The organism is Paenibacillus terrae HPL-003, from assembly GCF_000235585.1.
GTDB lineage: Bacteria > Bacillota > Bacilli > Paenibacillales > Paenibacillaceae > Paenibacillus > Paenibacillus terrae_B.
Genome location: NC_016641.1, coordinates 5231802 through 5255246 on the forward strand (window position 1 = coordinate 5231802; position 23445 = coordinate 5255246).

Sequence of the window (23445 nt, forward strand, 5' to 3'; positions counted from 1 at the left end):
CAAGGCAAATCGAGAGGTGGGTGGTAGCGGAAAGCTCGGAATCGTCCTAAAGAAGCGTTAGCGTTCGCCTTTATCCTCGGATTTTTACCTTTACATCTTTTATCTAATCCTAAAAAAATCCGAGGATAACAGCGATCGGAAGGATGATCCGAGCTTGGAGCGACCTCCTTCACTGCTTGAAGCGGCCTAAATACCACCTCTCATTTTCCCCCAACTAGATATTCCCTTCCAAATTCGATACAATATACAAAAAAGCACGTGTAAAGAGAGGTGAGACGGTTGTCACAAGCATCCAAGCCTGTAAGCTACGGTGGTCAGGCAGTCATTGAAGGTGTCATGTTCGGCGGCAAGCGTGTCAATGTCACGGCAGTTCGCCGCAAAACTGGCGAAATCACATATTTGGAAGTACCGCGCAAAGAGCAATCCTGGGTGTCCAAATTTCGCAGAATTCCGTTGTTGCGGGGAATTGTAAGCATCATCGACTCCAGCGCCAAGGGTACAAAGCATTTGAACTATTCAGCCGATGCGTATGCTGATGATGAAGTGGACCCGGAAGAACGCGCTGAGCAAAAGAAAAAAGAAGAATCCCGCTGGAGCCTGAGTATGATGATCGGTGTAGCGGCGGTCGGCATTTTATCTTTCCTGTTTGGCAAGATTGTGTTGACCCTCGTTCCGGTTATCGTGGAAAACTTCCTGTTCGGAAATTTATTTCACAACCAGATTCTGCATAACCTCGCGGAAGGGGCTATTAAGCTGATTCTGCTACTAGGTTATTTATGGGGCATTTCCCAAACTCCGTTGATCAAACGACTGTTCCAGTATCACGGAGCGGAACATAAGGTGATTACCGCATATGAAGCAGGTGAAGAACTAACTCCTGCTAATGTGCAAAAATACAGTCGTCTGCATTACCGCTGCGGTAGCAGCTTTATCATGCTCACGGTGATCATCGGGGTACTCGTCTATTCCCTGTTTACGTATGATAATCTGTGGGAGCGTATGGGACAGCGGCTTTTGCTGCTTCCAATCGTGCTGGGGCTTTCTTTTGAATTCCTCAAGCTAACCAATGCCCTGCGGGAGATTCCGGTACTCCGTTATTTGGGATACCCCGGCCTGTGGCTGCAACTACTTACCACCAAAGAACCGACCGATGATCAAGTAGAGGTATCCATTGCTTCATTCAAGCGTATGCTGGAATTGGATGCCGAGTTGGAAAATGTACCTGCAAAGGAGACCTTCAACAGCTCGGTCCTTGATCCTGTGAAAGGATGAGTGAAAGATGAACAGACATGCGGTTATTTTCTGGCTTACCCTTGCCTTGGGCGCATATGGGATTGTGGATATGGTATGGAGAGGAAGCTGGGGCTTTCTTATGAGTTTATTAATTCCTGTCCTTGTTTTTGCAGTTATATTCCTGCTGTATAAATACCTGCCAGGACGACGCACCCGTACTCCCAAGATTAAACCCTCTGCACGTACTATGACCAAAACAGCCAACACACGCAAGCAGCAGACTTCAGGCAAGCGCAAAGCGTATCCTTTTCATGTTATTGAAGGTTCTAAGGGCAAAAACGAAGAAGAACAACCTAAGTATCATTAGTCGATCACACTCTAACATGATACACAAAGGAGCCATCACCCGCGTAATGAAAAATGACCGGGAAATGGCTCCTTTTTTTAACCTCTTGATTCCAGCTTCAACTAGCAAGTCATTATTTCATGGCATACATCGTATCCTTCATTAATTGATACTTGCTATACTGCTGTTGGTAAGAAGTGATGCTCCATTTGTGGAAAAATGCGTCTCCTGCCTGCACACCAGAATCATATAGCAAATTGCTTTGCTCAGGAGAAATGTTGAACTGTGCTGTGCGAATGCCCAACGTCGGGATTTTAATCGTCCGATATCGGTTCTCCTGCTCAATATAACGCTCATCATGCGCTGATAGCATCGTATCAAAAATAGCTTGCAGCATCGTCAACGGCCCTCGTATATATGAAACCTTCGTTTCGGTTCCCGTTTTGCCCACCATCTGAAAGCCTACTGTTGGAATTGTTTTGGCCTTTCGCTCGATTACAGGCTCATCAAAAAGCCATAAAGGCAGATTACTCAGCAATGCCCCATCGACGACAAACACAAATTGCTGTGAGAATTTTTTCCCTTTCGTGTGCAAAGGATCAAGTCTTAGCATAACGGGGTCAAAAAAATATGGGATGCTCGTGCTCATCCGAATGGCCTTGGCCACCTCCAGTGAAGATGTATTCATACCGAAACGTTTGATATCCTCGGGAAGCACCAGTATGCGTCCGTTCGTTATGTCTGAAGCAATAATGCGCAGCTTGCCGGGAGGCAGATCCGCGAACGTACGCACTCCCTTGGCAAGCAACAGTTCCCGCACCCAATGCTCCAATGCTTCTCCGGAGTACAGTCCTTTTTTAAGAAAAATACGAGCTGCCGGTCCAACCCATTTGATGTTAAACACCGGAGAACGCCGTAACAAGCTGACCAAGGGGGTTTTCTCGATCACGGCTTTCATTTCATCTGCCGAATATCCTGCTGCCAATAAAGCAGCTACAATAGCACCTGATGATGTACCCGCTACGCGGTTGAATACAATTTCATGCTCCTCCGCAGCCTTGACTGCACCCGCCAGCGATATACCCTTAACCCCTCCACCCTGGAACACAGCATTGATCAGCATAGATCAAAAAACCTCCGTTCTCTTGGGAGTAAGCAGTACTACTGCTTATGTATGAGAACGGAGGCTTATTTAGAACCTATATGATCCATTTTACATAATTATTGATAATAATTTTGAAGAAGCTGAATGAGTCCGTACGGATTTTTCCGTAAATGCTGGGCACTAAAATAAATGTCCCCTTTGATCTGGTTATAATTTTCGTTCAGCTTGAGTTGCTTAATCAGCTCTTCGGCAGATTGCCAGCCCTTTTCAGGAGTGCCGATTTTATAAGGAGAATGTCCGATGTAAAGCTTAACATCTGAGTTTTTGACCTCATTGGACCACCATGCCACAAGCTTGTCATAGCCAGCGGCCGGGAAACCGATACTCCAATAAATCTGCGGAGCTACATAATCAATCCAGCCTTTATTAATCCAGGTACGTACATCGGCAAATGTCGTATCATACGCTGTAACGCCTGCCTTCGTATCTGATCCGGTTAAGTCCTGAGACTTGTTGCGCCACACTCCAAAAGGACTAATACCGAATTGCACTTTAGACTTGCTTGCATGAATGCTTTTGCCCAAATCACGGACAAAGCTGTTCACATTATCTCTCCGCCAGTCGCCCTTGTTAGAAATTTTATTGGCGTTATACGCTTTAAAGGTCGCATCATCATCAAAAGTACCGCTGTATGGATAAAAATAGTCATCCAAATGAACGCCGTCAATATCATATTCGTCCACAACCTCCATAATCGCAGCAATGACATGCTGGCGAGCGGCGGGAATACCCGGATTGATGTAAAGCTGGCTGCCATTCTTAACGATCCAATCCGGATGTTGGTTAGCCACATGGTTTGCAGCTAAACCGCTAGTGGTTCCTGTAGAATTGGCGCGGAAAGGGTTAAACCAGGCATGAAACTCCATCCCCCGCTTGTGTGATTCGCTAATCATAAATTTCAATGGATCATAGCCCGGATTTTTACCCTGGGTGTTCGTCAGGTACTTGCTCCATGGCACGAGATTGGACGGATACAGTGCATCACCGCTGGCCCGGACCTGAACAAAAACCGCATTAATACCCATACCCTGCAAATCATCAAGCATTTTGGTAAATTCCTGCTTTTGCTTCTCGGTGCTGCTTCGGGCGGCCGAAGAAGGCCAATCCCCGTTAATTGTAGAAATCCAAGCCCCACGCATGGAAGTCGAAGCTTTCACTTGCACGACATTTCCCTGCGAAGAATTGGAGCTGCTCTCATTGGTTGATGTAGACGGGGAAGTGACACTCGTCTGCTCCTCATCATTGATTCCCTGATTCGTATCTACACTTCCCGGATTGTTAGACGTGGTCGTATTGGAGCTGGAACCGCCACCGGAAGATGTTGTTCCGCCTGTGGAGGCACCTTCTTTACCACTACTTAACGTAATGACTCGCTCTGAAGCTTGCCAGTCCACTTTTAAACCCAACTCTTCCCCAACAAAACGCAGTGGCACCATGACTCTTCCGCTCGTCATACGCGCAGATGCGTCTAATCGAACTGACTTGCCATTCACCATAGCACTCTGTCCGCCGTTTTCCATAGAAATGTTCTTGTCTTGTGCTGTAATGGTTACCGTACCGGACGAAGATGACCAGTTGACTTGAGCGCCTAATCCCTCACTAATCACCCGCAAGGGTACCATCGTTACGTTGACTCCCTGTACAATGTACGGCGACGCATCACTTTGCAGCGGTTGCCCATCCAATATAATTTCAATCTCTTCGTTTGGAGCCGCTTGCGCTCCAGGCACAACTGCCGTCTGCACCGCCAGCAGTAAACCCGCAGCCAGTGCCCATGTTTTCTTCCAATTCATATGATTACAATCCTCCGCTAACCCCGTTAATTTTTAACCCCTGTCTTGTCCTGCTATATAATGGATAGACGCTAATACCCGGGTATTTGTTGCGGTAGGGACAAATAAAAAAGCATCTGTCCTTACGGACGATGCCTGTCAGGAATCACCACTCAATTCCTTGTGTATATCGTGAAGCTGGCGCAGACGATCTTCATCCCGGCGGAAATACTCGACCAATGTCTCAATGCGGGTGATGGAATCCCAGCTTAAATGGTGCTCAATACCTTCCACATCTTTATAGATCAGGTCCTTGTCGACCCCAATCATATCCAGAAATTGCTCTAGTAACTGGTGGCGATCAACCAGCCGTTTGCCGACCTTTTTCCCTTTGGGTGTTAAAATTAATCCCCGATATTTCTCATATACGAGATAGTCGTCCTTATCCAGCTTCTGGATCATCTTGGTAACGGACGAAGGATGGACCTCCAGACCCTCTGCGATATCCGAGACACGGGCGTATCCCTTCTCATCAATCAGCTGGTAAATGCGCTCCAAATAATCTTCCATGCTTGGCGTTGGCACTTGTTTCCCTCTTTTCTGTTATTGAACGGGCGCTACCGCCTTCATTTCCCGCGTTGAACCTACATATGTAATGATACATGTTATCATTGCCTATTGGCAAGTCTCATCCCCCTGCTCACAGCTATTGCCACGATTTGTTCAATTTAAGCAGGGTACACTAATAGCGTCTCTGTATCGTTCTCCCTATAGCATGAGTTAGAGTTGAGACACCCAAGCTGCTGGAGATTTATTCCTGAAAGGAGCGTTACCCATGTCCACGCTTGAGCGTACTCCTGTCAAAACCAAAGGAACCAAACCGTTCATGCCTGATCTCGTATTTTTCGAACCAGACGCACTTAATTATCCCAAGGGTCAGCGTATTATGGATTGGGTCAAAGCTAAAGATATTCCGTATCGTATGACCACATCTCATAACCGTATTACCAATTTACCGGGCGAAACCGAAGTTGAAAAGTATCGAATGGCGAAAAAAACGCTGGTCGTCGGTATTCGCAAAACACTAACCTTCGACCAGTCCAAGCCCTCTGCTGAATATGCCATTCCCATTTCGACCGGATGTATGGGACACTGCCACTATTGTTATTTGCAAACGACATTAGGGGCAAAGCCGTATATACGTGTCTATGTCAATACCAATGATATCTTATCGGCAGCTAAAGGCTACATCGAGGAACGTGCACCCGAAATAACTCGTTTTGAAGCAGCCTGTACCTCTGATCCGGTTGGTTTGGAACATATCACCGGATCGCTCGGAGAATTGATTCGTTTTATGGCAGACGAAGAATGGGGTCGCCTGCGTTTTGTTACCAAATATCATCATGTCGATCCGCTGCTGGATATTAAGCATAATGGACATACCCGCATCCGGTTTAGCATTAATTCGGATTATATTATTAAACAGTTCGAGCCTGCGACTTCGCGCTTCGAGGAACGCATTGAAGCAGCGGGCAAAATCGCCCGAGCCGGTTATCCACTAGGTTTTATTATCGCTCCAATCATCTGGTATGACGGCTGGGAAGAAGGATATGGCGAGCTTTTGCGCAAATTGGGTGAAACCTTGCCTCAGGATGCCACAAAAGATCTGACGTTCGAATTGATTCAGCACCGTTTTACCAAAACGTCCAAGGCTGTGATCGAGAAGCGTTATCCAAAAACCAAGCTGGAAATGGACATAGAGAAACGCAAGAAAAAATGGGGTCGCTGGGGACAAAACAAATACGTTTACCCTGATGAACAGCAAAACGCCCTGCGAGAATTTATCACCGAGCGCATTTTTGAACATTTTCCATTAAGTCGTATTGAATATTTCACATAACCAGCATCCAATCCGGCGTAATCCGTTGTAAAAACAGCGTTACATCCGTCATATGATCCGTTACTAGCAAAATCCCGGTGATGATCAGCAGTATACCGCCTGTTTTGACGATAATTGATGTGTAACGCGAGGATAGACGAACAGAGCCAGCCAGTAAAGCCAATGCAAAAAATGGAATCGCAAAACCAAGCGCGTAGCCTGTGACCAGCTTAAACCAGGTATGATGCTCTACTGCTGCCAAAGCGATAATAGCTGTCAGCATGGGACCGATACAGGGAGACCAGCCTGCCGCAAATCCAATTCCAATCACAAAGGAACCGGCGTAACCGGCAGGCTTCCATGTCCAGCGAAGCTTATGCTCCCGCATCAAAATCAAAGGACGTACCACGCCAAGAGATACCAGCCCCATCACCAAGATCAATATCCCCGCAACCACTCTTAGCGTATCCCCATAATTGCCAAACCATTCTCCCAGCAGCCCTACACTTGCACCCAAGGAATAAAACACTACGGAAAAGCCCAGTACAAAAGCAAGGGTATGTCCCATCGTACGGTAACGTACCTCAGCCTTATGCCGTCCTTCGGCCAGTTCACGTGCCGACATCCCAGTCATATAAGATAAATAAGAGGGAAACAGCGGCAAACAGCAAGGTGAAAAAAAAGAAACCAGCCCTGCTGTGATCGCCAACCCGGCGTTAACATCCGTCATCATCATTTCCTCCCGCCTGTCTTAAATAAACGCGAGCAAACAAGCTCTATTACTAAAACATACGTGAGGACACAGCAAAATATGTCGTAACCAAAAAGCGTATGCCCTGGCATGAAAGCCGAAAGACATACGCTTATTACATGTTTTATTTATTTTACGATCGCGCCGTTAGGCATGCTTTCCGGTACTGTAGCCAGCGTAAGCTGATCTCCGTGCGATGCTGCCAAAATCATCCCTTGTGATAGCTCCCCACGCAGTTTCACAGGCTTAAGATTGGTCACACAAATCACCTTGCGTCCAACCATATCCTCCGGCGTGTAAAACTTGGCAATGCCCGATACCACCTGACGCTGCTCATAGCCAAGATCAAGTTGGAGCTTCAACAGCTTATCGGCCTTCTTCACAGGCTCACAGGCGATAACCTGAGCGACGCGCAGTTCTACCTTGGCAAAGTCCTCAATACCAATCTCTTCCTTCGCCTCTGGGGCTTCCTGGCCCGCCTCAGTCGCATTCTGCGGTTGAACCTGCGCGGTAGCTTCCTCCGGCTTCTTGCCCCCCGTCATCGCTTCCACGATGAAGGCAACCTCTTGCTCTGAATCCAGACGTGGGAAGATAGGATTGCCTTTGATCAGTTGCGTTCCTTCCGGAATACGACCAAACTGCTTACCGCTATCCCATGTCGTCAATTCACCTTCCTTGACGCCCAGCTGATCCCAAATTTTATACGGAGCGCGGGTCAAGAACGGTTGGAGCAAAATGGACGCGATGCGCAAGCTTTCTACCAAATGCACCATAACAGATGCCAGCTCACAACGTTTATCCTCATCCTTGGCCAGGTTCCATGGTTGTGTTTCGTCAATATACTTGTTGCTGCGGCTAATAAATTGACTGATCACCGTGAGCGCCACGGAAAACTCCATGTTTTCCATCGCTTCTTCTACTTTACTGTAAGTCGCTGTGGCCATTTCCTCCAAAGCCCCGTCGAATGCTGTTACATTCGCTTCATAAGCTGGAACCTTACCTTCAAAATATTTGTCTACCATCGCTACAGTGCGGTTCAACAAATTGCCCAGATCATTCGCCAAATCAGAATTGACCCGATCAACGAAGCTTTCTGGGGTAAAGGTTCCATCCGCGCCGAATGGCACCTCGCGCAACAAGTAATACCGAAGTTGATCCAGACCATAGCGGTCAATTAGCGTTACAGGGTCAACGACGTTACCTTTGGATTTGGACATTTTACCGTCCTTCATGAGCAGCCAGCCATGTGCAAATACTTTCTTAGGCAACGGGAGATCCAGCGCCATCAGCATGATCGGCCAATATATCGTATGGAACCGTACAATTTCCTTCCCTACGATATGCACATTTGCAGGCCAAAATTTGTCGTACAGTTTGGTATTGGAGGAACCATAGCCCAGCGCTGTAATATAGTTGGAGAGCGCATCAATCCACACGTATACGACATGCTTCGGATCCCCCTTCACCTTAACACCCCAGTCAAAGGTTGTACGGGATACTGCCAAATCCTCCAGACCCGGCTTGATAAAATTGTTAATCATCTCTTTTTTACGGGATTCCGGCTGGATAAACTGCGGGTTCTCCTCATAAAATTTCAGTAAACGATCAGCATACTTGCTCATACGGAAAAAGTAACACTCTTCCTTGACCAGTTCTACAGGGTGCCCACTGTCCGGGCTTTTACCTCCAGCCACATTTCCTTCTGCGTCCTTCACCACGTCAACCAGTTGGGTCTCCGTGTAATAGGTTTCGTCAGGAATGCTGTACCAGCCTTCGTATTCACCCTTGTAAATGTCTCCTTGCTTGAGCAAACGATCAAAAATTTCCTGTACAACGTTCTTGTGACGTTCTTCCGTTGTGCGAATAAAATCGTCATTGGAAATGTCGAGCTTCCGCCATAAATCCTGAATCCCTGCCACAATATCATCAACGAAATGTTGTGGTGTTTTGCCAGCCGCACTCGCCTTCTGCTCAATCTTTTGACCATGCTCATCCGTTCCTGTCAAATAGCGCACCTCGTAGCCACGCAGCCGCTTATAGCGAGCCATTGCATCTCCGGCTACCGTAGTGTACGCATGACCGATATGTAGCTTGTCGCTTGGATAATAAATCGGTGTCGTAATGTAAAATGTTTTCTCATTGGACATGTGTATTGCCTCCTGTTTTGTTCACGGCAGCAAAATAAGGCATGCTCCCTTGAATTCAGTATTCCAATTCATGTTTTTCACACCAATTGGGCACAAAAAAACCCCCGCCCCTATGGGACGAGAGTCACCTCACGCGTTACCACCCAAATTTCCCGTATCCTCGCAGACTACAGGCTTCACCGGTCACTTCTGACCGCCCATTAACGCTGGATCACGCCTTTCCCTTACGGTCGCCGCCCTGTAACATTGAACTGGTGGCAAACTCGCTCGATAAAGGTTCCTCCAGGACCATATTCAGGCTTCGTTCCAGACCGGTTCGCAGCTAACCCCGGCTCTCTGTACTGGACGGCTGACCCTACTCATCCCTTCGCAGGAAAACATTATTATCCAAAATATAACCAAACCCGCATAGCGATGTCAAGTCAAGCCCTTCCCGGTACGATCAGCAAAACGATCTTCATCAGATCTAATCACCCTCTTTTTAGCAGGGGGCACCAGGTCTACACCGCCCGGATGAAAGGGATGGCACTTCGCTATACGTTTGGCGGCCAGCCAGGAACCTTTGAGCGCACCATGCAGCTCCACCGCCTCAAGTGCGTATTGTGAACACGTCGGATAGAAGCGGCAGGTTGGTGGCTTTAACGGTGAAATATAGGATCGATATAACTTAATCGGAGCTTGAACCACTCTGCGTGTGGTAATCTTCATTTCAGTAGCCTCCGTGGCTGTGAGTGTGACCGCTCGCCTGCTTGTATCCCCCATTAGAATTGGGCTCTGCTTGCCCGTTCTTCTTCTGGCATTCCTTGCAATAACCGAAAATCTCAAACTTGTGTTCAACGATTTGGAACTGATCTGTCGTATCTGTCATCTGCATCGGGCAGAAAGAGATCGGTAATGTTTTCTGACAGCTCAGGCAAATCATATGATGGTGGTGATGATGCTCATTACAGCTCACCTTGAACTTCATCCCATCCTCAAAAGATACCTGCTCCAGCACACCCAATTCCTGCATCACACGCAAATTACGGTAAACGGTGTCAAAGCTGAGTCCGCTATATTTTTTACCCATATATTCATAAACGTCTTTTGGGGACAGATACCCTTCATTCTCGGAAAATAACGTGGCCAGCGTCTTGCGCTGATCCGTAATACGCAGCCCCTGAGTGGACATTGTTGCGATAATCTCATCCTTTGTCAGCATGCGTTTCACCCTCCCCTGTCTGTAGTTTCAGGTTATCTGATGCAGGCTTAGGCTTGCATCTACTTATTATACCACGATTAAAGTCAAAGTTATAAGAGATATTCGCGCTCTTGATAAAGAAAAAGACGTTCTCCTGTGCTGGAACCAAATCCGCAGCAGGAGAACGCCTTTATTCTGTAAGTGATCTGACTTTAAACGGTGAATGATGAGACCCTTTCGGTCTAAGCCGATAAACAAAACCGGATATTCATATTAATTTTTAATAGCTGGCAATGGCATAACTACCACGGAAACTGGCAAGTTACTACCCGCCGCCGCAGTGAAATACATCTCTACACTTTCCTCGATATGACCTGTACGATACAGTACACTCATCTCATTCGGAGCCCATACGGAGCCGTTCGTCGGGATACCCACGACCTGATTGTTCACCATAGCATAGCCAGAGTATTCACCACCACGCGGGTTAAATGCAATCAGGGAATACGGCGCTACGCGATCCAGTTTAACCTTATACACAACACCAAAATTACCAGCATTGGAGGAAGAAGAGCCGTCCAGACCGTCTGAACCAAGCAGGTTTGGGTCTACTTTATTGTCGCCAAGAACGATACGCTGAGCTGTTTTACCAACCTCTTCTGTATATTCAAGCGAGATATCGGAATTAGCGTATGTTCCGCGGTTATGAATGCCATCCTTCGGCAGTTTTGCCAAGGTAGGCATTACGGTCAGTGGATCTACATTTGCATCTAGCACAATAACTGTGTATTGGATCGGTTGATCTGTATACAGGTCAGACAAGAGAGAAATAACCTGTTTTTGCTTAATTTTTTGCGCGCTCAAATCCTGTAAAATAACGCGGCTTTCGCCCGGATTCAGGACTATGCTGGAACGTTTGCTTCCATCCTGCATGGATTGAAAATACCGTTGGATCGAAACTTTACCCGCAGCGGTTGCATATTCAGATGGTCCGGCAAAACCGGAATTTTCGACGTTCATATTAGCAGGAGTAATATTATTGTTTGTCGCGATTACGTACATTTTCACATCTCGGCCCGTTTCATTCACATGATGGACGAGTACACGTGTGCTGCCTGATCCCATTTCCTGATACACAATACCATCCTGGAATACACGTTCCGGGCTGTTGGCGCGGATCAGAAGACGTGGTGAAGATGTACTGGTCAAAGGTATAGTAGCCATCGTAGGCACCTGACTGCCGTCTACACTGTATTTATCACCATAAGGCGTGAATATTTTGTTAAAATCATCTTCGTTGTACAGCAACTCATTCGTAATTTTAATCGTTTCGCTTACAGTACCTGTTGCACCATGCTTGTCAGTCACGGTCAGCGTAATGGTCACATCACCCGGCTCGAAAAATGCCAGTTTCTTATTCACCCAATCACGCTTGGTGATCGCATTTTCATCGTCCGTGCTCAAATCCGTAATCGTGATTTTTTCACCCATTTTGTATTCTTTTTTATCTGTTGTAAACAGAGCCACTGGCGGCTGATTCGGCGGTCTTACCGTAATCGTAACTGAGTATGGATCACTCCAGTTCCCTGCGGAGTCAAGAACGGAATAGGTAACTACATATGTACCTGGCTCCTGAAATACGTCCTGCTTGCCTTCCCAACGTTGATTCACAATCGGAAGACCTGTAGGAGAAGATTCCTTCGTCAAATACGTTACTTGGGTTTCGCCCGCATAGATATCTTTTTGCTGAACGGTGAAGGAAGCTTTAGGCTTTTGATTCAAATCCAAAATAACCTGTTTTGTTATATTATTTACAGTATAAGGAATATTTAAGGCCTGTGTAATAGACGTCAATGGCACCATAAATACGTTCTTTTGTTGGAATGCCGGCCCCTTCATTTGTCTAGCTTCACCGTTAACCGTGTAAACCTTGCTGTCAGTCTTGAAGCGCAGCACGTTTGTCCCTTGGGTGATAACGGTTTCCTTGGTAGCAGTGTCATAACTAAACTGTAATCCGACGCGGCTGACCAGCGAACGGATAGCTACATAAGAAACACCGTCCTTGACTGTCATCGGCTGAGTGGCCGTGTACACCTGTCCGTTTTGTTCCATTTTTGCGCTGTTCAAGTACAAAATCAGTTGATTTGCACTCATGGATGTTGGAGAACCACCAGGGTTGGTGATCGTTCCGTCTCCACCGTATACATCATTGGATACGTTCGATCCGTTGGTTGTATCCGTCGGCAAGCCGGACAAAGGATCATTGGATACGCCTGTGTTATCAGGTGTCACCGTGTCATTTGGTGTTCCAGTGCTATCTTGTCCCCCGATGCTATTCTGAACGCCGGAATCTGTGACATTGGCCTGAGCCTGCTGTCCGCTAACCGAATCGGTGGATTGAACAGTGGATATTGCTTCTGCTCCTACAGGGGCTACTGCGGCCACCTGGGCTACCGCAAGCGCGGTGAGCATGGTCCATTTCTTGAAATTCATTCTCTGTCTCCTTCTATTACCAAATTATTATCATTCCCGTAAAAAGTCATACTATTAGACGCGGCTGCTACCCAAAAGTTGCTGGGAATTTTGCTGAACATGAAAAAAAGGGAACTTTCTCCTGTGGCTGCAAGAAATTCTACAACAAAAAACCGCCGCCCATCTGACCTGATGGGACGGCGGCTTCATAACCAGAAAGTATTTTAAAGGCCATTCAATATTATGACGGACGGCCGACGGCATTTATCCCTGCGGTCTCCAGACGGCCCTCTTCAATGAGACGGTAAGCCCGTTGAACCTCTTCATCTGTAGGGGACGGAACCCCTTCCAGCGGATACGCCTTGCCGAGCATTTCCCACTTGTATACCCCCATTTGGTGGTAGGGTAAAATTTCGAACTTTTCGACTCCGTTCAACGTTCCGATAAACCGTCCCAAATTCAACAGATCCTGTTCATCATCATGAATACCCGGTACAAACACGTGTCTAATCCACATCTTGCGCCCTTGTTCAGACAACCAGCGTGCCGTACTTAGCATACGGTCATTGGACTTGCCTGTAAGCTTAATATGCTTGTCATTGTCAATATGCTTAATATCCAGCAATACCAAGTCCGTTACGTCCAGCAGTTCATGGATACGGCCTGCGTCATTAAAACCGTTACTGTCCAGCGTCGTGTGCAAATTCCAGCGTTGCTTCACTTCTTTGAACAGCTCTGCTACAAAATGCGCTTGCAGTGTCGGTTCTCCACCAGATACGGTCAATCCGCCTCCCGAAGAACGGTAGTAGGCTAAATATGGCTCAATTTCAGCCAATACCTCCTGCAGTGTCATTGGATTGCCTTCATTTAAAGCCCAGGTGTCCGGATTGTGGCAATATTGACATTTTAACAAGCATCCTTGCATAAAAAGCACGAAGCGGATGCCGGGACCATCGACGGTCCCGAAGGTTTCCAATGAGTGTATGTGACCTTTCAACATGTTGCATCATCCTTCCCGCATCCGCTATGCGTGCGTCGTTGTAATATATGATACGTAAAGCTTAGTTACATTGTACCGTGGAAAGTACGGTTAATGACATCCATCTGTTGTTCACGAGTCAGCTTGATAAAGTTAACAGCATAACCTGATACGCGAATCGTTAGCTGTGGATAGTTTTCTGGGTGATCCATCGCATCCAGCAATTGTTCACGAGCAAACACGTTGACGTTCAGATGATGCGCATGGCTTCCGAAGTAGCCATCCATCATGGAAACGAGATTCGTTTTGCGTGTTTCTTCTTCTTTACCCAGTGCTTTAGGCACGATGGAGAAGGTATTCGAAATACCATCCAGACTGTGCTCGTAAGGCAATTTAGCTACGGAGCCGAGGGAAGCCAAAGCACCTTTTTTGTCGCGTCCGTGCATTGGGTTCGCACCTGGTGCAAATGGTTCGCCTGCTTTACGTCCATCTGGTGTTGTACCTGTTTTCTTACCGTACACCACGTTGGAAGTAATGGTCAGAACAGATTGAGTAGGAATCGCATTCCGGTAAGCTTTATGCTTGCGGATCATGCCCATGAAGGACTCTACCAGTTCTACTGCGATGTTATCTACACGATCATCGTTATTACCGTAGCAAGGGTATTCGCCTTCAATTTCAAAGTCAATGGCGATGCCTTTTTCGTTACGGATCGGTTTCACCTTCGCATGTTTAATGGCGCTCAGGGAATCGGCGGCAACGGACAGACCCGCAATACCACAAGCCATCGTACGAACAATATCACGGTCATGCAGCGCCATTTCAATCCGTTCGTAGCTGTATTTGTCATGCATGTAGTGAATAACGTTCAAAGTGTTCATATACAGCTTTGCCAACCATTCCATCATTGGCTTGAAGCGGCTCAGCACTTCCTCGTAATCCAGCACTTCACCTGTAATTGCAGGATATTCAGGACCTACTTGAGCACCTGATTTTTCATCCACACCGCCGTTAATGGCATACAGCAGAGCTTTAGCCAGGTTGGCACGGGCACCAAAGAATTGCATTTGTTTACCGATTTTCATAGCCGATACGCAACAAGCAATACCATAATCATCGCCATAAATCGGACGCATCAGATCATCATTTTCATACTGAATGGAGCTAGTTTCAATAGAAACTTTGGCACAATATTTTTTGAAGCCTTCAGGCAGTTTTTCGGACCACAGTACAGTCAGGTTTGGTTCCGGTGCAGGACCCAGATTGTACAGGGTGTGCAAGAAACGGAAGCTGTTTTTAGTAACCCGAGTTTCTCCAGTAATGGACATACCACCAATGGATTCAGTTACCCATGTTGGGTCTCCGCTGAACAGTTCGTTATAATCAGGTGTGCGCAGGAATTTAACAATACGCAGTTTCATAACAAAATGGTCAACCAATTCTTGTGCTTGTTCTTCTGTCATTGCGCCTTCTTCCAGATCACGTTGAGTATAAATATCAAGGAAGGAAGATACACGTCCCAAGGACATTGCTGCACCATTTTGTTCTTTGATCGCTGCCAGATAGCCAAAATATACCCATTGGAAAGCTTCTTTAGCGGTGTTAGCAGGTTTTGAGATGTCAAAACCATGCTCAGCAGCCATTTGTTTCAACTCGTTCAAAGCGCGAATTTGCTCGGAAATTTCTTCACGCAAACGGATTACATCTTCCTCCATCGAATCCACTTCAAGGCTTTTCAGTTGAGCCTTTTTGTCTTTAATCAGGAAATCTGCACCATACAGTGCTACACGACGGTAGTCACCGATAATACGGCCACGACCATATGCATCTGGCAAACCAGTGATAATACCCGCTTTACGAGCTGCTCTCATATCATCGGTATAAGCGTCGAATACACCCTGATTATGCGTTTTGCGAATATGAGTGAAGATATCAACAATGCTTTGCGGTACTTCAAAGCCATAGGCTTTGCAAGCGTCGATCATCATCCGGATTCCACCAAACGGCTGCAAGGAGCGTTTGAATGGAGCGTCTGTTTGTACACCGACAACTTGTTCTTTATCCCGGTCCAGATAGCCCGGCTTATGTGAAATAATGGTGGATGGCGTATTCACGTCTACATCAAGCACGCCGCCGTTTGCCAACTCTTTTTTGGTAAGATCGGATACAATATCCCACAGTGCAGTTGTGTTGGCGGTAGGGCCAACTAGAAATTCTTCGTTGCCGACATAAGGTAAGATATTGGTTTCAATAAAATCGTTGACGTTTACTTCTTTAGTCCATTTACCTTTTTTAAAACCTCTCCAGCCAGATTGTTGCTCTTGTAATTCTCTCTCAATCACCGACATGTAAATCCCTCCAATTGTTTGGTCTTCCGGACTTGTGATTTTTTTCACTATAAATAAATCTCTTAAGCCCGGCCTTTTCACCGATGCCTTACGCTCAGTGTCGGGACCTTTCTTACACCCTTATTGTAGAATAATGACAGAGTGCAGTATGTGACAAAAATCACAATACAAGTGATTTTTGTCACTTTATTTTCCCTAGCTTTACGCCTATATCTTTATCCTTGCCGCTCACCTCCCTTCCCAAACCAACAGGCCCTCTATTATAGAGAGCCTGCATTAGTATTGAACTAGAAAATGCTTTGTTACAAGCCTCTTCGTACCTATATATTATTGGTCAAAACGTCCGTAGAAGGCGTTGCGGTATACATCAGCCAATTCAGTAACCAGCGGCAATTTTGGATTCGCAGTTGTACATTGATCCTCAAAAGCGCGGTCAGCCAGATAATCTACACGCGATTCAAAGTCCTTTGCATCGAAGCCGATTTGCTGGAACGATTCCTCGATACCGAGTGTTTTGTTCAGCTTGCGGATTGCTTCGATCAGGCTGTTAACCCCTTCTTCCGTGGTACGGGCAGGCAGCCCCAGTATGCGTGCAATTTCTGCATAACGCTCATCCGCAACAAAGTGCGAATATTTAGGGAACGAAGCGAATTTCGTCGGTTTTTTCGCATTATAACGAATGACGTGTGGTAACAGAATGGCATTCGTGCGACCATGCGCTGTATGGTATTGTCCGCCCCATTTGTGCGCAAGACTGTGGTTAATACCCAGGAATGCATTGGCAAACGCCATCCCTGCCAGTGTGGAAGCATTATGCATTTTTTCACGAGCCAGTTTGTCGCCACTCAGAGCTGATTGCTCCAGGTATTGGAATACCAGTTGAATGGCTTTAATTGCCAGACCGTCTGTGTAGTCACTAGCCATTACGGACACGTAGGCCTCGATGGCATGTGTCAGTACGTCCATACCTGTATCCGCTACAGCTGTTTTAGGCAGCGAGTATACAAACTCAGGGTCAATAATTGCCACATCAGGAGTCAGCTCATAGTCAGCCAGCGGATACTTCGTGTTGCCCTGATTTTTATCTGTAATAACTGCGAACGACGTAACTTCCGAACCTGTACCCGAGGTTGTAGGAATGGCCACAAATTGTGCTTTCTGACCAAGACGCGGGTACTTGTAGATCCGTTTGCGGATATCCATGAATTTTTGTTTCAAGTTGTTGAAGTCAGTATCTGGGTATTCATAGAACATCCACATGCCTTTAGCTGCATCCATTGGCGAACCGCCACCCAAGGCAATAATGCAATCCGGTTGGAAACGTCTCATCATTTCAGTACCACGTTCTACCGTAACTGTCGATGGGTCTGGCTCTACTTCCGAGAACACTTCGATAGCTACTGGTGTTTGACGCTGGTGTAAATAATGGATGACACGATCCACATATCCGAGTTTCACCATCATAGGGTCTGTAATAATGGCTACGCGTGTGATATCAGGCATTTTAGCAAGATACTGAGTCGAATTTTTTTCAAAATAAATTTTGGAAGGTACTTTGAACCATTGCATATTCACCGTACGTTTCGCCACCCTTTTCACATTAATCAAGTTGACTGCCGATACGTTCGACGAAGTCGAGTTACGTCCGTACGAACCACAACCGAGTGTCAGCGATGGAAGGTTGGTGTTGTAAATGTCACCGATCGCACCATGTGTGGAAGGCGAATTTACAATGATACGGCCTGTTTGCAAACGGTTTGCGAACCGAGCGATAACGTCCTCATCGTTCGAATGAATAGCGGACGAGTGGCCCATGCCCCCGAATTCCACGACTTCAGCAGCGCGTTGAATACCTTGTTCAGCATTTTTCACTTTATAGCAAGCCAATACAGGACTCAATTTTTCCGCAGACAATGGGAATTTTGTTCCTACTCCTTCAATCTCAGCAACCAAAATTTTAGTTCCTGCTGGTACGGTGATACCGCTCATTTCAGCAATTTTTACAGCAGACTGTCCGACAATAGCTGGGTTCACTGCACATTTCTCGACATTCATAGCTCCTTGAGTGAGCTTAGCTGCTTCTTCTTTATTTACAAAGTAGCAACCGTTAGCGATCATCAATTTTTTCACTTGTTCGAAGATTGGCTCTTCGATAATAACCGCTTGCTCGGAAGCACAGATCATACCGTTATCAAAAGATTTGGAGAGGATGAGGTCATTCACGGCCTGCTTGATGTCTGCTGTTTTTTCAATAAAGCAAGGCACGTTACCTGGGCCTACACCCAGAGCAGGTTTACCGCAGCTATATGCCGCCTTAACCATACCTGATCCACCAGTTGCCAGAATCAATGCCACATCAGGGTGATTCATAAGTGAATTTGTCTTATCCATCGATGGAGCTTCAATCCATTGAATACAATCGGCCGGAGCACCATGTTTGACGGCTGCTTCAAGCAAGACGCGAGCTGCTTCCGCACTACACGATTGAGCGGATGGATGGAAACCGAAAATGATTGGGTTACGTGTTTTAATAGCAATCAACGCTTTGAACATTGTAGTTGAAGTCGGATTAGTCACTGGAGTGATCCCCATAATGATGCCGACGGGTTCTGCTATTTTTTGAAAACTGTCAAAGTCATTATCTTCAATGACACCGACGGTTTTTTCATTTTTGATACTATGATAGACATATTCTGTTGCAAACATGTTTTTGGTGATTTTGTCCTCGTACACACCGCGTCCTGTTTCTTCAACAGCCAGCTTCGCCAGATGCATGTGCTTATCCATCCCTGCGAGTGCCATAGCTTGTACGATTTCGTCAATCTGCTCCTGATTCATGCTCATGAAAGCCTGCTGTGCCCGGTTCCCCCGGTCAATCAGTGTTTGAATATACTGCTCAGCGCTTTGCTCTTTTTGGATAACCTCGTTTTTAACAGCCATTTCCCTCATCCTCCTGTTATCTCATGTACTATCTCTTGTTCACGCATTGATCGTAACACAGCTTTTCAAGATATATTGTGATTTTTTTCACAATCTATTTAAAATTTTATTTTATGGAGTGAATTAAATCACAAAGTTTGGAATTCTGCCACTTTTCCCCCCTCTTCTTGCCCCAAAAACGCATAGCACAGGTATATAATGAATTTGAATTGATCAAGTTGCAGATAAAAAAACAAAGGAAACAAAGGGGAAATGGACGATGAGAAACCCTGCAAACGTAATGGAAGCCCGCGGCAACACCTGTTGCTTCTCGGAGGCCAGCTTCAACCGGCTGCAAGTGATGATGAAAGATCGGGTCATGCCAGAAAGCTCACATCTGTTCTGGGAAGGAGATACAGCGGATAAGCTGTTTTATATCAAACGCGGACGCGTGAAAGTAACGAAAACAACGGATGAAGGTAAGGAACTTATACTATATATGTACCAAAGCGGCGATCTGATTGGTCAAGCTGATCCATTTTTCGGTACCAAGCACTCCTTTTCTGCCGAAGTTCTGGAGGACAGTGATATCGGTGTTGTCGATCATACGGATTTGGAGCTGCTTATTTGCCAGCACTGTGATTTTGCCATTGACTTTATGAAATGGATGGGGTCCCACCACCGTATTACTCAGACCAAATTTCGCGATCTGATGATGTACGGCAAGCCCGGTGCTCTGTGCTCCACGTTAATCCGCCTGTGTAACACCTATGGAGAGCCTCATGGGGAACATATCCTTATTCATAAAAAAATCACTCATACTGACCTCTCTAATATGATCGGTGCCACCCGCGAAAGTGTAAACCGGATGCTGAGTGATTTGCGTAAAAAAAATGCAGTCGAATATGATAATGGTATGATCGTCGTCAAGGATTTGGAGATGCTACAAGGTGTATGTCATTGTGAACTGTGCCCGCGTGAGATTTGCCGGATCTAATAAATATATAAGCTAAACTTAAAAGTTACCTATTGCGCCACTGCGCAGTCAGATGGTGCTTCCCATTGCCACCGCCCCCGGATTTCTGGAATTAAGCCTATGATCAAAGTAGAAATCCGGGGACAAAAGCGACCGCTCCGCTTGTACAGCACCATTCCGCCTACTCCGTTTTCTATGTACATTTTTTAGTTCAGATTATATTGTTTTGAATGTAAAGGGGAGAGTTATAAGCTAATAATGGCTTATAACTCTCCCTTAATTAATTCCACTCCCCCTTCTTATAAAGGCGGGTAGTAGCGGAGCGATTCATTTGAATCTGAAGAAGCGGAGCGTTCGCCTTTGCAGCGGGATTCTCACCTCTAAATATCTTATACAACCCAAAAGAATCCCGCTGCAACAGCGATCGTAAGATCAAATGAATCGGGAAGCGCCTAACACCCCGCCAACATCCTTCTCCACACTTTTAGAACTGGAAGCACAGATAACTTAAATTCCCCATTTCATAGCTCCTATGGATGACCTTGGCCTTATTCGCCGGATCTCCACTCCCCATGGCAATAAACAACGGTACAAAATGTTCAGCTCTCGGTACCGCTTGACGAGCATATGGGGCTTCGCTGTCATAGCGATCCAAAGCCTCCACATCTCCACTCTGTACATTTTCAATAATCCAGTCATCAAAATCAAGAGCCCAACGCTCTGTTTTCGTTTCTCCCCATTTGACGATGCGCAGATTATGAACAGTTACACCACTGCCAATGACCAAAATATCCTGCTCACCCAACCCGCGCAGCACTTCACCGATAGTATATTGTGCTTTAGGCGATAGAAACGGATTCACGGAAATCTGGACTACCGGAATGTCCGCCTCAGGATACATACGATGCAAAAGTGTCCAGGACCCATGATCCAGCCCTCGCACTTGGTCCGTTTGTGCGTCAATACCCTTTTGCTCATATAATTCTTTCAACTTGGCCGCCAGCTCCGCCGAACCATGCGCTGGATATTTCACCGCATACAGCTCCGGCGGGAAACCGCCAAAATCATAAATTGTATCGTAAACGTCGTCTATCGAACTAATTGTCAATGTCTGCGTCTCCCAATGGGCGGTAAAGATAACAATAGCCTTCGGGCGAATACTCTTTCCAAGCTGCTCCAGAAAAGCAGTATATTCTGTCTGTTCAATAGCAAGCATAGGTGATCCGTGGGCTAAAAACAAAGATGGCATCATGTGAAAATCCCCTTATCATTTATCAATTATTTTTTATCAATAAGTAACTTTATGTAAGTAATGATACATAAGTAACAATGTCATGTCAATGCAGATTTTAGCATACACTTAAAAAACGTCTCTTCCTTAAATAAAGATTGATATAGGTATAAAGTCATAGTAATATATAACTAATAAATTTAAATATTCACTATAACTCGATATAAAGGACTGGTTTCTATGGAGATACATACTGCTAATTGCCCAAAGTGTGGTTCCGTTTTCCGCCAAAATCTTAGAAACCTGTGCAATACTTGTATTCAAGAAGAAAATTTATTTTATGACCGCTGTTCTAACTATTTGTGGAAACACCCCACTACTCATACTCGCCAGCTTAGTGAAGTAACCGATACACCTATGGATTTGCTCACAGACTGGGTGAGAGCAGGCAAGTTTCCCTCAACCTATAGCCAGCTTGATTATCCTTGCGAGTCTTGCCATTCCCCGATTTATGCAGGAAGACTTTGCCATTCCTGCCTCGGTACGTTCCGTACGGCAGCGCTCGATATTCAAACTCGCGTACCCCGTCATACTGCGACAGGATTGTTTTCAATCGCAGGCCGCGCCAAAAGCTATTAAGTATTACAAAATAAAAAAACAGCCTTTTTCCTAGGAAAAGGCTGTTTTGCTATGAAAAACGTTTATTCGGCTTGATACTCATCTAATCCATTCCTCGGCCCAATATTGAATCTGTTCCATTACCGGCTGAAGTGCACGGCCTTTGGTTGTCAGCTCATATTCAATGCGGACAGGAGTTTCCGGGTATACATGACGTGTAAGAATTCCTTCATTCTCCAGATCCTTCATCCGCTCAGACAGCATTTTATCGCTCATTGTGGGAATCAGATTGGAAATATCCTTAAAACGCTTGGGACCGGTCATCATGGATTGAATAATGAGTCCGTTCCAACGCTTACCCAGACATGAAAAGGCACTTTCAAAACGCGGACACATTTTTGTAAGTTGCGGTTGACCCTCCATATTTTTCACCTTCTTTAGCATTTCGGTTTGATAAAGCTTTCCTTTTGTTAGTATATATCATTTTAGCATACTTTATCCCGAAAGAAAACACTTTCTTCTTAATTAATACCTGATCCGATAAAGTGCCATGACCAAAGCTGATTATACAACAAACCTGCATAAGAGGTATATGGCAAATACGTTAAATAAAAAACAGACGGAATCTCAAGAGATTTCCGCCTGCCAGTCTATTCAATATCATACTTATTGGAATGAATAAATGGAAATTATACCAACACACCACCGAGAGGTCTAACAGGCTCGTTTTTACCATATATTGGTTTAACAATACCTGTCGGATAAGCCCAGCGTATACTATTGGCAATGACCTTCAGAATATCGGGCTGGTAATAGGTCGGATACGTTTCATGACCCGGGCGGAAATAAAATATTTTACCACTGCCACGACGGAAGGTACAACCGGTTCTGAACACCTCTCCACCTTCAAAGTTGCTGACAAAGACCAATTCATCCGGCGCTGGAATATCAAAAAACTCACCGTACATCTCTTCGCGCTCTAACAAAATTTTGGCGTCAATGCCATTCGCAATGGGGTGGGATGGATTTACGGACCAAATAATTTCCTGTTCTCCTGCCACTCTCCATTTGAGATCACAGCTTGTGCCCATTAGGGCTTTGAACGGCTTGGAAAAATGTCCCGAGTGCAGCACGATCAAGCCCATGCCTTCCTGTACCCGCTTTACTACACGGGCTGTAACTTCATCACTCACCTGGTCATGTGCTTTATGCCCCCACCACAGCAGCACATCTGTGGAATTCAGGATTTCTTCCCCCAATCCATGTTCAGCATCATCACGCAACGTAGCCGTTCGAATTGCAAACCCTTCGCCTGAGAGGCCATCAGCCAATGCCTTGTGTATTCCATCAGGATATACCTGTTTTGCTTCGTCATTCAGCTTCTCGTTCAAAAATTCATTCCAAATGGTGACGTTAATCATCAATACTT

General features: G+C 45.9%; 18 protein-coding genes. 4 read left to right on the top strand and 14 right to left on the bottom strand.

Going from position 1 to position 23445, the window contains the following annotated elements:
• The first annotated feature begins 279 nt into the window (after positions 1-279).
• Positions 280-1272, top strand: coding sequence for a DUF1385 domain-containing protein (locus tag HPL003_RS23270; RefSeq protein ID WP_014282242.1), 993 nt, complete (start codon positions 280-282; stop codon positions 1270-1272).
• A gap of 7 nt (positions 1273-1279) precedes the next feature.
• Positions 1280-1600 (top strand): YihY/virulence factor BrkB family protein, encoded by a 321-nt coding sequence (locus HPL003_RS23275; protein ID WP_014282243.1) that lies wholly within the window; start codon positions 1280-1282, stop codon positions 1598-1600.
• Between the two features lie 112 nt (positions 1601-1712).
• Here HPL003_RS23275 and HPL003_RS23280 read toward each other — a convergent pair whose 3' ends face one another.
• The 3 genes from HPL003_RS23280 to mntR form a co-directional block, all read right to left on the bottom strand.
• Positions 1713-2702 (bottom strand): patatin-like phospholipase family protein, encoded by a 990-nt coding sequence (locus tag HPL003_RS23280; RefSeq protein ID WP_014282244.1) that lies wholly within the window; start codon positions 2700-2702, stop codon positions 1713-1715.
• A 98-nt stretch (positions 2703-2800) separates the two neighbouring features.
• Positions 2801-4537, bottom strand: coding sequence for a family 10 glycosylhydrolase (locus HPL003_RS23285; protein WP_014282245.1), 1737 nt, complete (start codon positions 4535-4537; stop codon positions 2801-2803).
• Between the two features lie 138 nt (positions 4538-4675).
• Entirely contained in the window at positions 4676-5101 is a 426-nt protein-coding gene (gene mntR, locus HPL003_RS23290) for a transcriptional regulator MntR (RefSeq protein ID WP_007430946.1), read from the bottom strand.
• A gap of 250 nt (positions 5102-5351) precedes the next feature.
• Between mntR and splB the strand changes: the two genes are divergently transcribed.
• Positions 5352-6416 (top strand): spore photoproduct lyase, encoded by a 1065-nt coding sequence (splB, locus tag HPL003_RS23295; RefSeq protein ID WP_014282246.1) that lies wholly within the window; start codon positions 5352-5354, stop codon positions 6414-6416.
• Here splB and HPL003_RS23300 read toward each other — a convergent pair.
• The 8 genes from HPL003_RS23300 to adhE form a co-directional block, all read right to left on the bottom strand.
• Positions 6409-7125: a cytochrome c biogenesis CcdA family protein gene (locus tag HPL003_RS23300; protein ID WP_014282247.1), complete on the bottom strand. Its 717-nt coding sequence runs from the start codon at positions 7123-7125 to the stop codon at positions 6409-6411. The two genes, splB and HPL003_RS23300, sit on opposite strands and share 8 nt — an antisense overlap.
• Positions 7126-7274: 149 nt before the next feature.
• Positions 7275-9293 (bottom strand): methionine--tRNA ligase, encoded by a 2019-nt coding sequence (metG, locus tag HPL003_RS23305; RefSeq protein ID WP_014282248.1) that lies wholly within the window; start codon positions 9291-9293, stop codon positions 7275-7277.
• Positions 9294-9710: 417 nt separating this feature from the next.
• Positions 9711-10001, bottom strand: coding sequence for a membrane protein insertion efficiency factor YidD (yidD, locus tag HPL003_RS23310; RefSeq protein WP_014282249.1), 291 nt, complete (start codon positions 9999-10001; stop codon positions 9711-9713).
• 1 nt (position 10002) lies between these two features.
• Complete coding sequence (locus HPL003_RS23315) at positions 10003-10494, bottom strand: Fur family transcriptional regulator (RefSeq protein WP_014282250.1); 492 nt, start codon at positions 10492-10494, stop codon at positions 10003-10005.
• A gap of 252 nt (positions 10495-10746) precedes the next feature.
• Positions 10747-12966 (bottom strand): copper amine oxidase N-terminal domain-containing protein, encoded by a 2220-nt coding sequence (locus tag HPL003_RS23320; protein WP_014282251.1) that lies wholly within the window; start codon positions 12964-12966, stop codon positions 10747-10749.
• 220 nt (positions 12967-13186) lie between these two features.
• Complete coding sequence (pflA, locus tag HPL003_RS23325; protein ID WP_014282252.1) at positions 13187-13945, bottom strand: pyruvate formate-lyase-activating protein; 759 nt, start codon at positions 13943-13945, stop codon at positions 13187-13189.
• A gap of 65 nt (positions 13946-14010) precedes the next feature.
• Entirely contained in the window at positions 14011-16272 is a 2262-nt protein-coding gene (gene pflB / locus HPL003_RS23330; protein ID WP_014282253.1) for a formate C-acetyltransferase, read from the bottom strand.
• Positions 16273-16599: 327 nt separating this feature from the next.
• Positions 16600-19212: a bifunctional acetaldehyde-CoA/alcohol dehydrogenase gene (gene adhE, locus HPL003_RS23335; RefSeq protein WP_014282254.1), complete on the bottom strand. Its 2613-nt coding sequence runs from the start codon at positions 19210-19212 to the stop codon at positions 16600-16602.
• Positions 19213-19471: 259 nt separating this feature from the next.
• Between adhE and HPL003_RS23340 the strand changes: the two genes are divergently transcribed.
• A complete protein-coding gene (locus tag HPL003_RS23340; protein ID WP_014282255.1) occupies positions 19472-20188 on the top strand; it encodes a Crp/Fnr family transcriptional regulator in 717 nt (238 codons plus the stop codon).
• A gap of 463 nt (positions 20189-20651) precedes the next feature.
• Here HPL003_RS23340 and HPL003_RS23345 read toward each other — a convergent pair whose 3' ends face one another.
• From HPL003_RS23345 to HPL003_RS23355, 3 genes are all read right to left on the bottom strand, one after another.
• Entirely contained in the window at positions 20652-21419 is a 768-nt protein-coding gene (locus HPL003_RS23345) for a DODA-type extradiol aromatic ring-opening family dioxygenase (RefSeq protein WP_014282256.1), read from the bottom strand.
• A 696-nt stretch (positions 21420-22115) separates the two neighbouring features.
• Entirely contained in the window at positions 22116-22439 is a 324-nt protein-coding gene (locus tag HPL003_RS23350) for a winged helix-turn-helix transcriptional regulator (RefSeq protein WP_014282258.1), read from the bottom strand.
• A 266-nt stretch (positions 22440-22705) separates the two neighbouring features.
• Positions 22706-23437: a ThuA domain-containing protein gene (locus HPL003_RS23355; protein ID WP_014282259.1), complete on the bottom strand. Its 732-nt coding sequence runs from the start codon at positions 23435-23437 to the stop codon at positions 22706-22708.
• Positions 23438-23445 lie beyond the last annotated feature (8 nt).

What these genes read in the sequence shown, in the direction of transcription:
- HPL003_RS23275 (WP_014282243.1), top strand. Translation starts at nt 1,280, where the DNA reads ATGAACAGACATGCGGTTATTTTCTGGCTTACCCTTGCCTTGGGCGCA.
- HPL003_RS23280 (WP_014282244.1), bottom strand. Translation starts at nt 2,702, where the DNA reads ATGCTGATCAATGCTGTGTTCCAGGGTGGAGGGGTTAAGGGTATATCG.
- HPL003_RS23285 (WP_014282245.1), bottom strand. Translation starts at nt 4,537, where the DNA reads ATGAATTGGAAGAAAACATGGGCACTGGCTGCGGGTTTACTGCTGGCG.
- splB (WP_014282246.1), top strand. Translation starts at nt 5,352, where the DNA reads ATGTCCACGCTTGAGCGTACTCCTGTCAAAACCAAAGGAACCAAACCG.
- HPL003_RS23300 (WP_014282247.1), bottom strand. Translation starts at nt 7,125, where the DNA reads ATGACGGATGTTAACGCCGGGTTGGCGATCACAGCAGGGCTGGTTTCT.
- metG (WP_014282248.1), bottom strand. Translation starts at nt 9,293, where the DNA reads ATGTCCAATGAGAAAACATTTTACATTACGACACCGATTTATTATCCA.
- yidD (WP_014282249.1), bottom strand. Translation starts at nt 10,001, where the DNA reads ATGAAGATTACCACACGCAGAGTGGTTCAAGCTCCGATTAAGTTATAT.
- HPL003_RS23315 (WP_014282250.1), bottom strand. Translation starts at nt 10,494, where the DNA reads ATGCTGACAAAGGATGAGATTATCGCAACAATGTCCACTCAGGGGCTG.
- HPL003_RS23320 (WP_014282251.1), bottom strand. Translation starts at nt 12,966, where the DNA reads ATGAATTTCAAGAAATGGACCATGCTCACCGCGCTTGCGGTAGCCCAG.
- pflA (WP_014282252.1), bottom strand. Translation starts at nt 13,945, where the DNA reads ATGTTGAAAGGTCACATACACTCATTGGAAACCTTCGGGACCGTCGAT.
- pflB (WP_014282253.1), bottom strand. Translation starts at nt 16,272, where the DNA reads ATGTCGGTGATTGAGAGAGAATTACAAGAGCAACAATCTGGCTGGAGA.
- adhE (WP_014282254.1), bottom strand. Translation starts at nt 19,212, where the DNA reads ATGGCTGTTAAAAACGAGGTTATCCAAAAAGAGCAAAGCGCTGAGCAG.
- HPL003_RS23340 (WP_014282255.1), top strand. Translation starts at nt 19,472, where the DNA reads ATGAGAAACCCTGCAAACGTAATGGAAGCCCGCGGCAACACCTGTTGC.
- HPL003_RS23345 (WP_014282256.1), bottom strand. Translation starts at nt 21,419, where the DNA reads ATGATGCCATCTTTGTTTTTAGCCCACGGATCACCTATGCTTGCTATT.
- HPL003_RS23350 (WP_014282258.1), bottom strand. Translation starts at nt 22,439, where the DNA reads ATGGAGGGTCAACCGCAACTTACAAAAATGTGTCCGCGTTTTGAAAGT.
- HPL003_RS23355 (WP_014282259.1), bottom strand. Translation starts at nt 23,437, where the DNA reads ATGATTAACGTCACCATTTGGAATGAATTTTTGAACGAGAAGCTGAAT.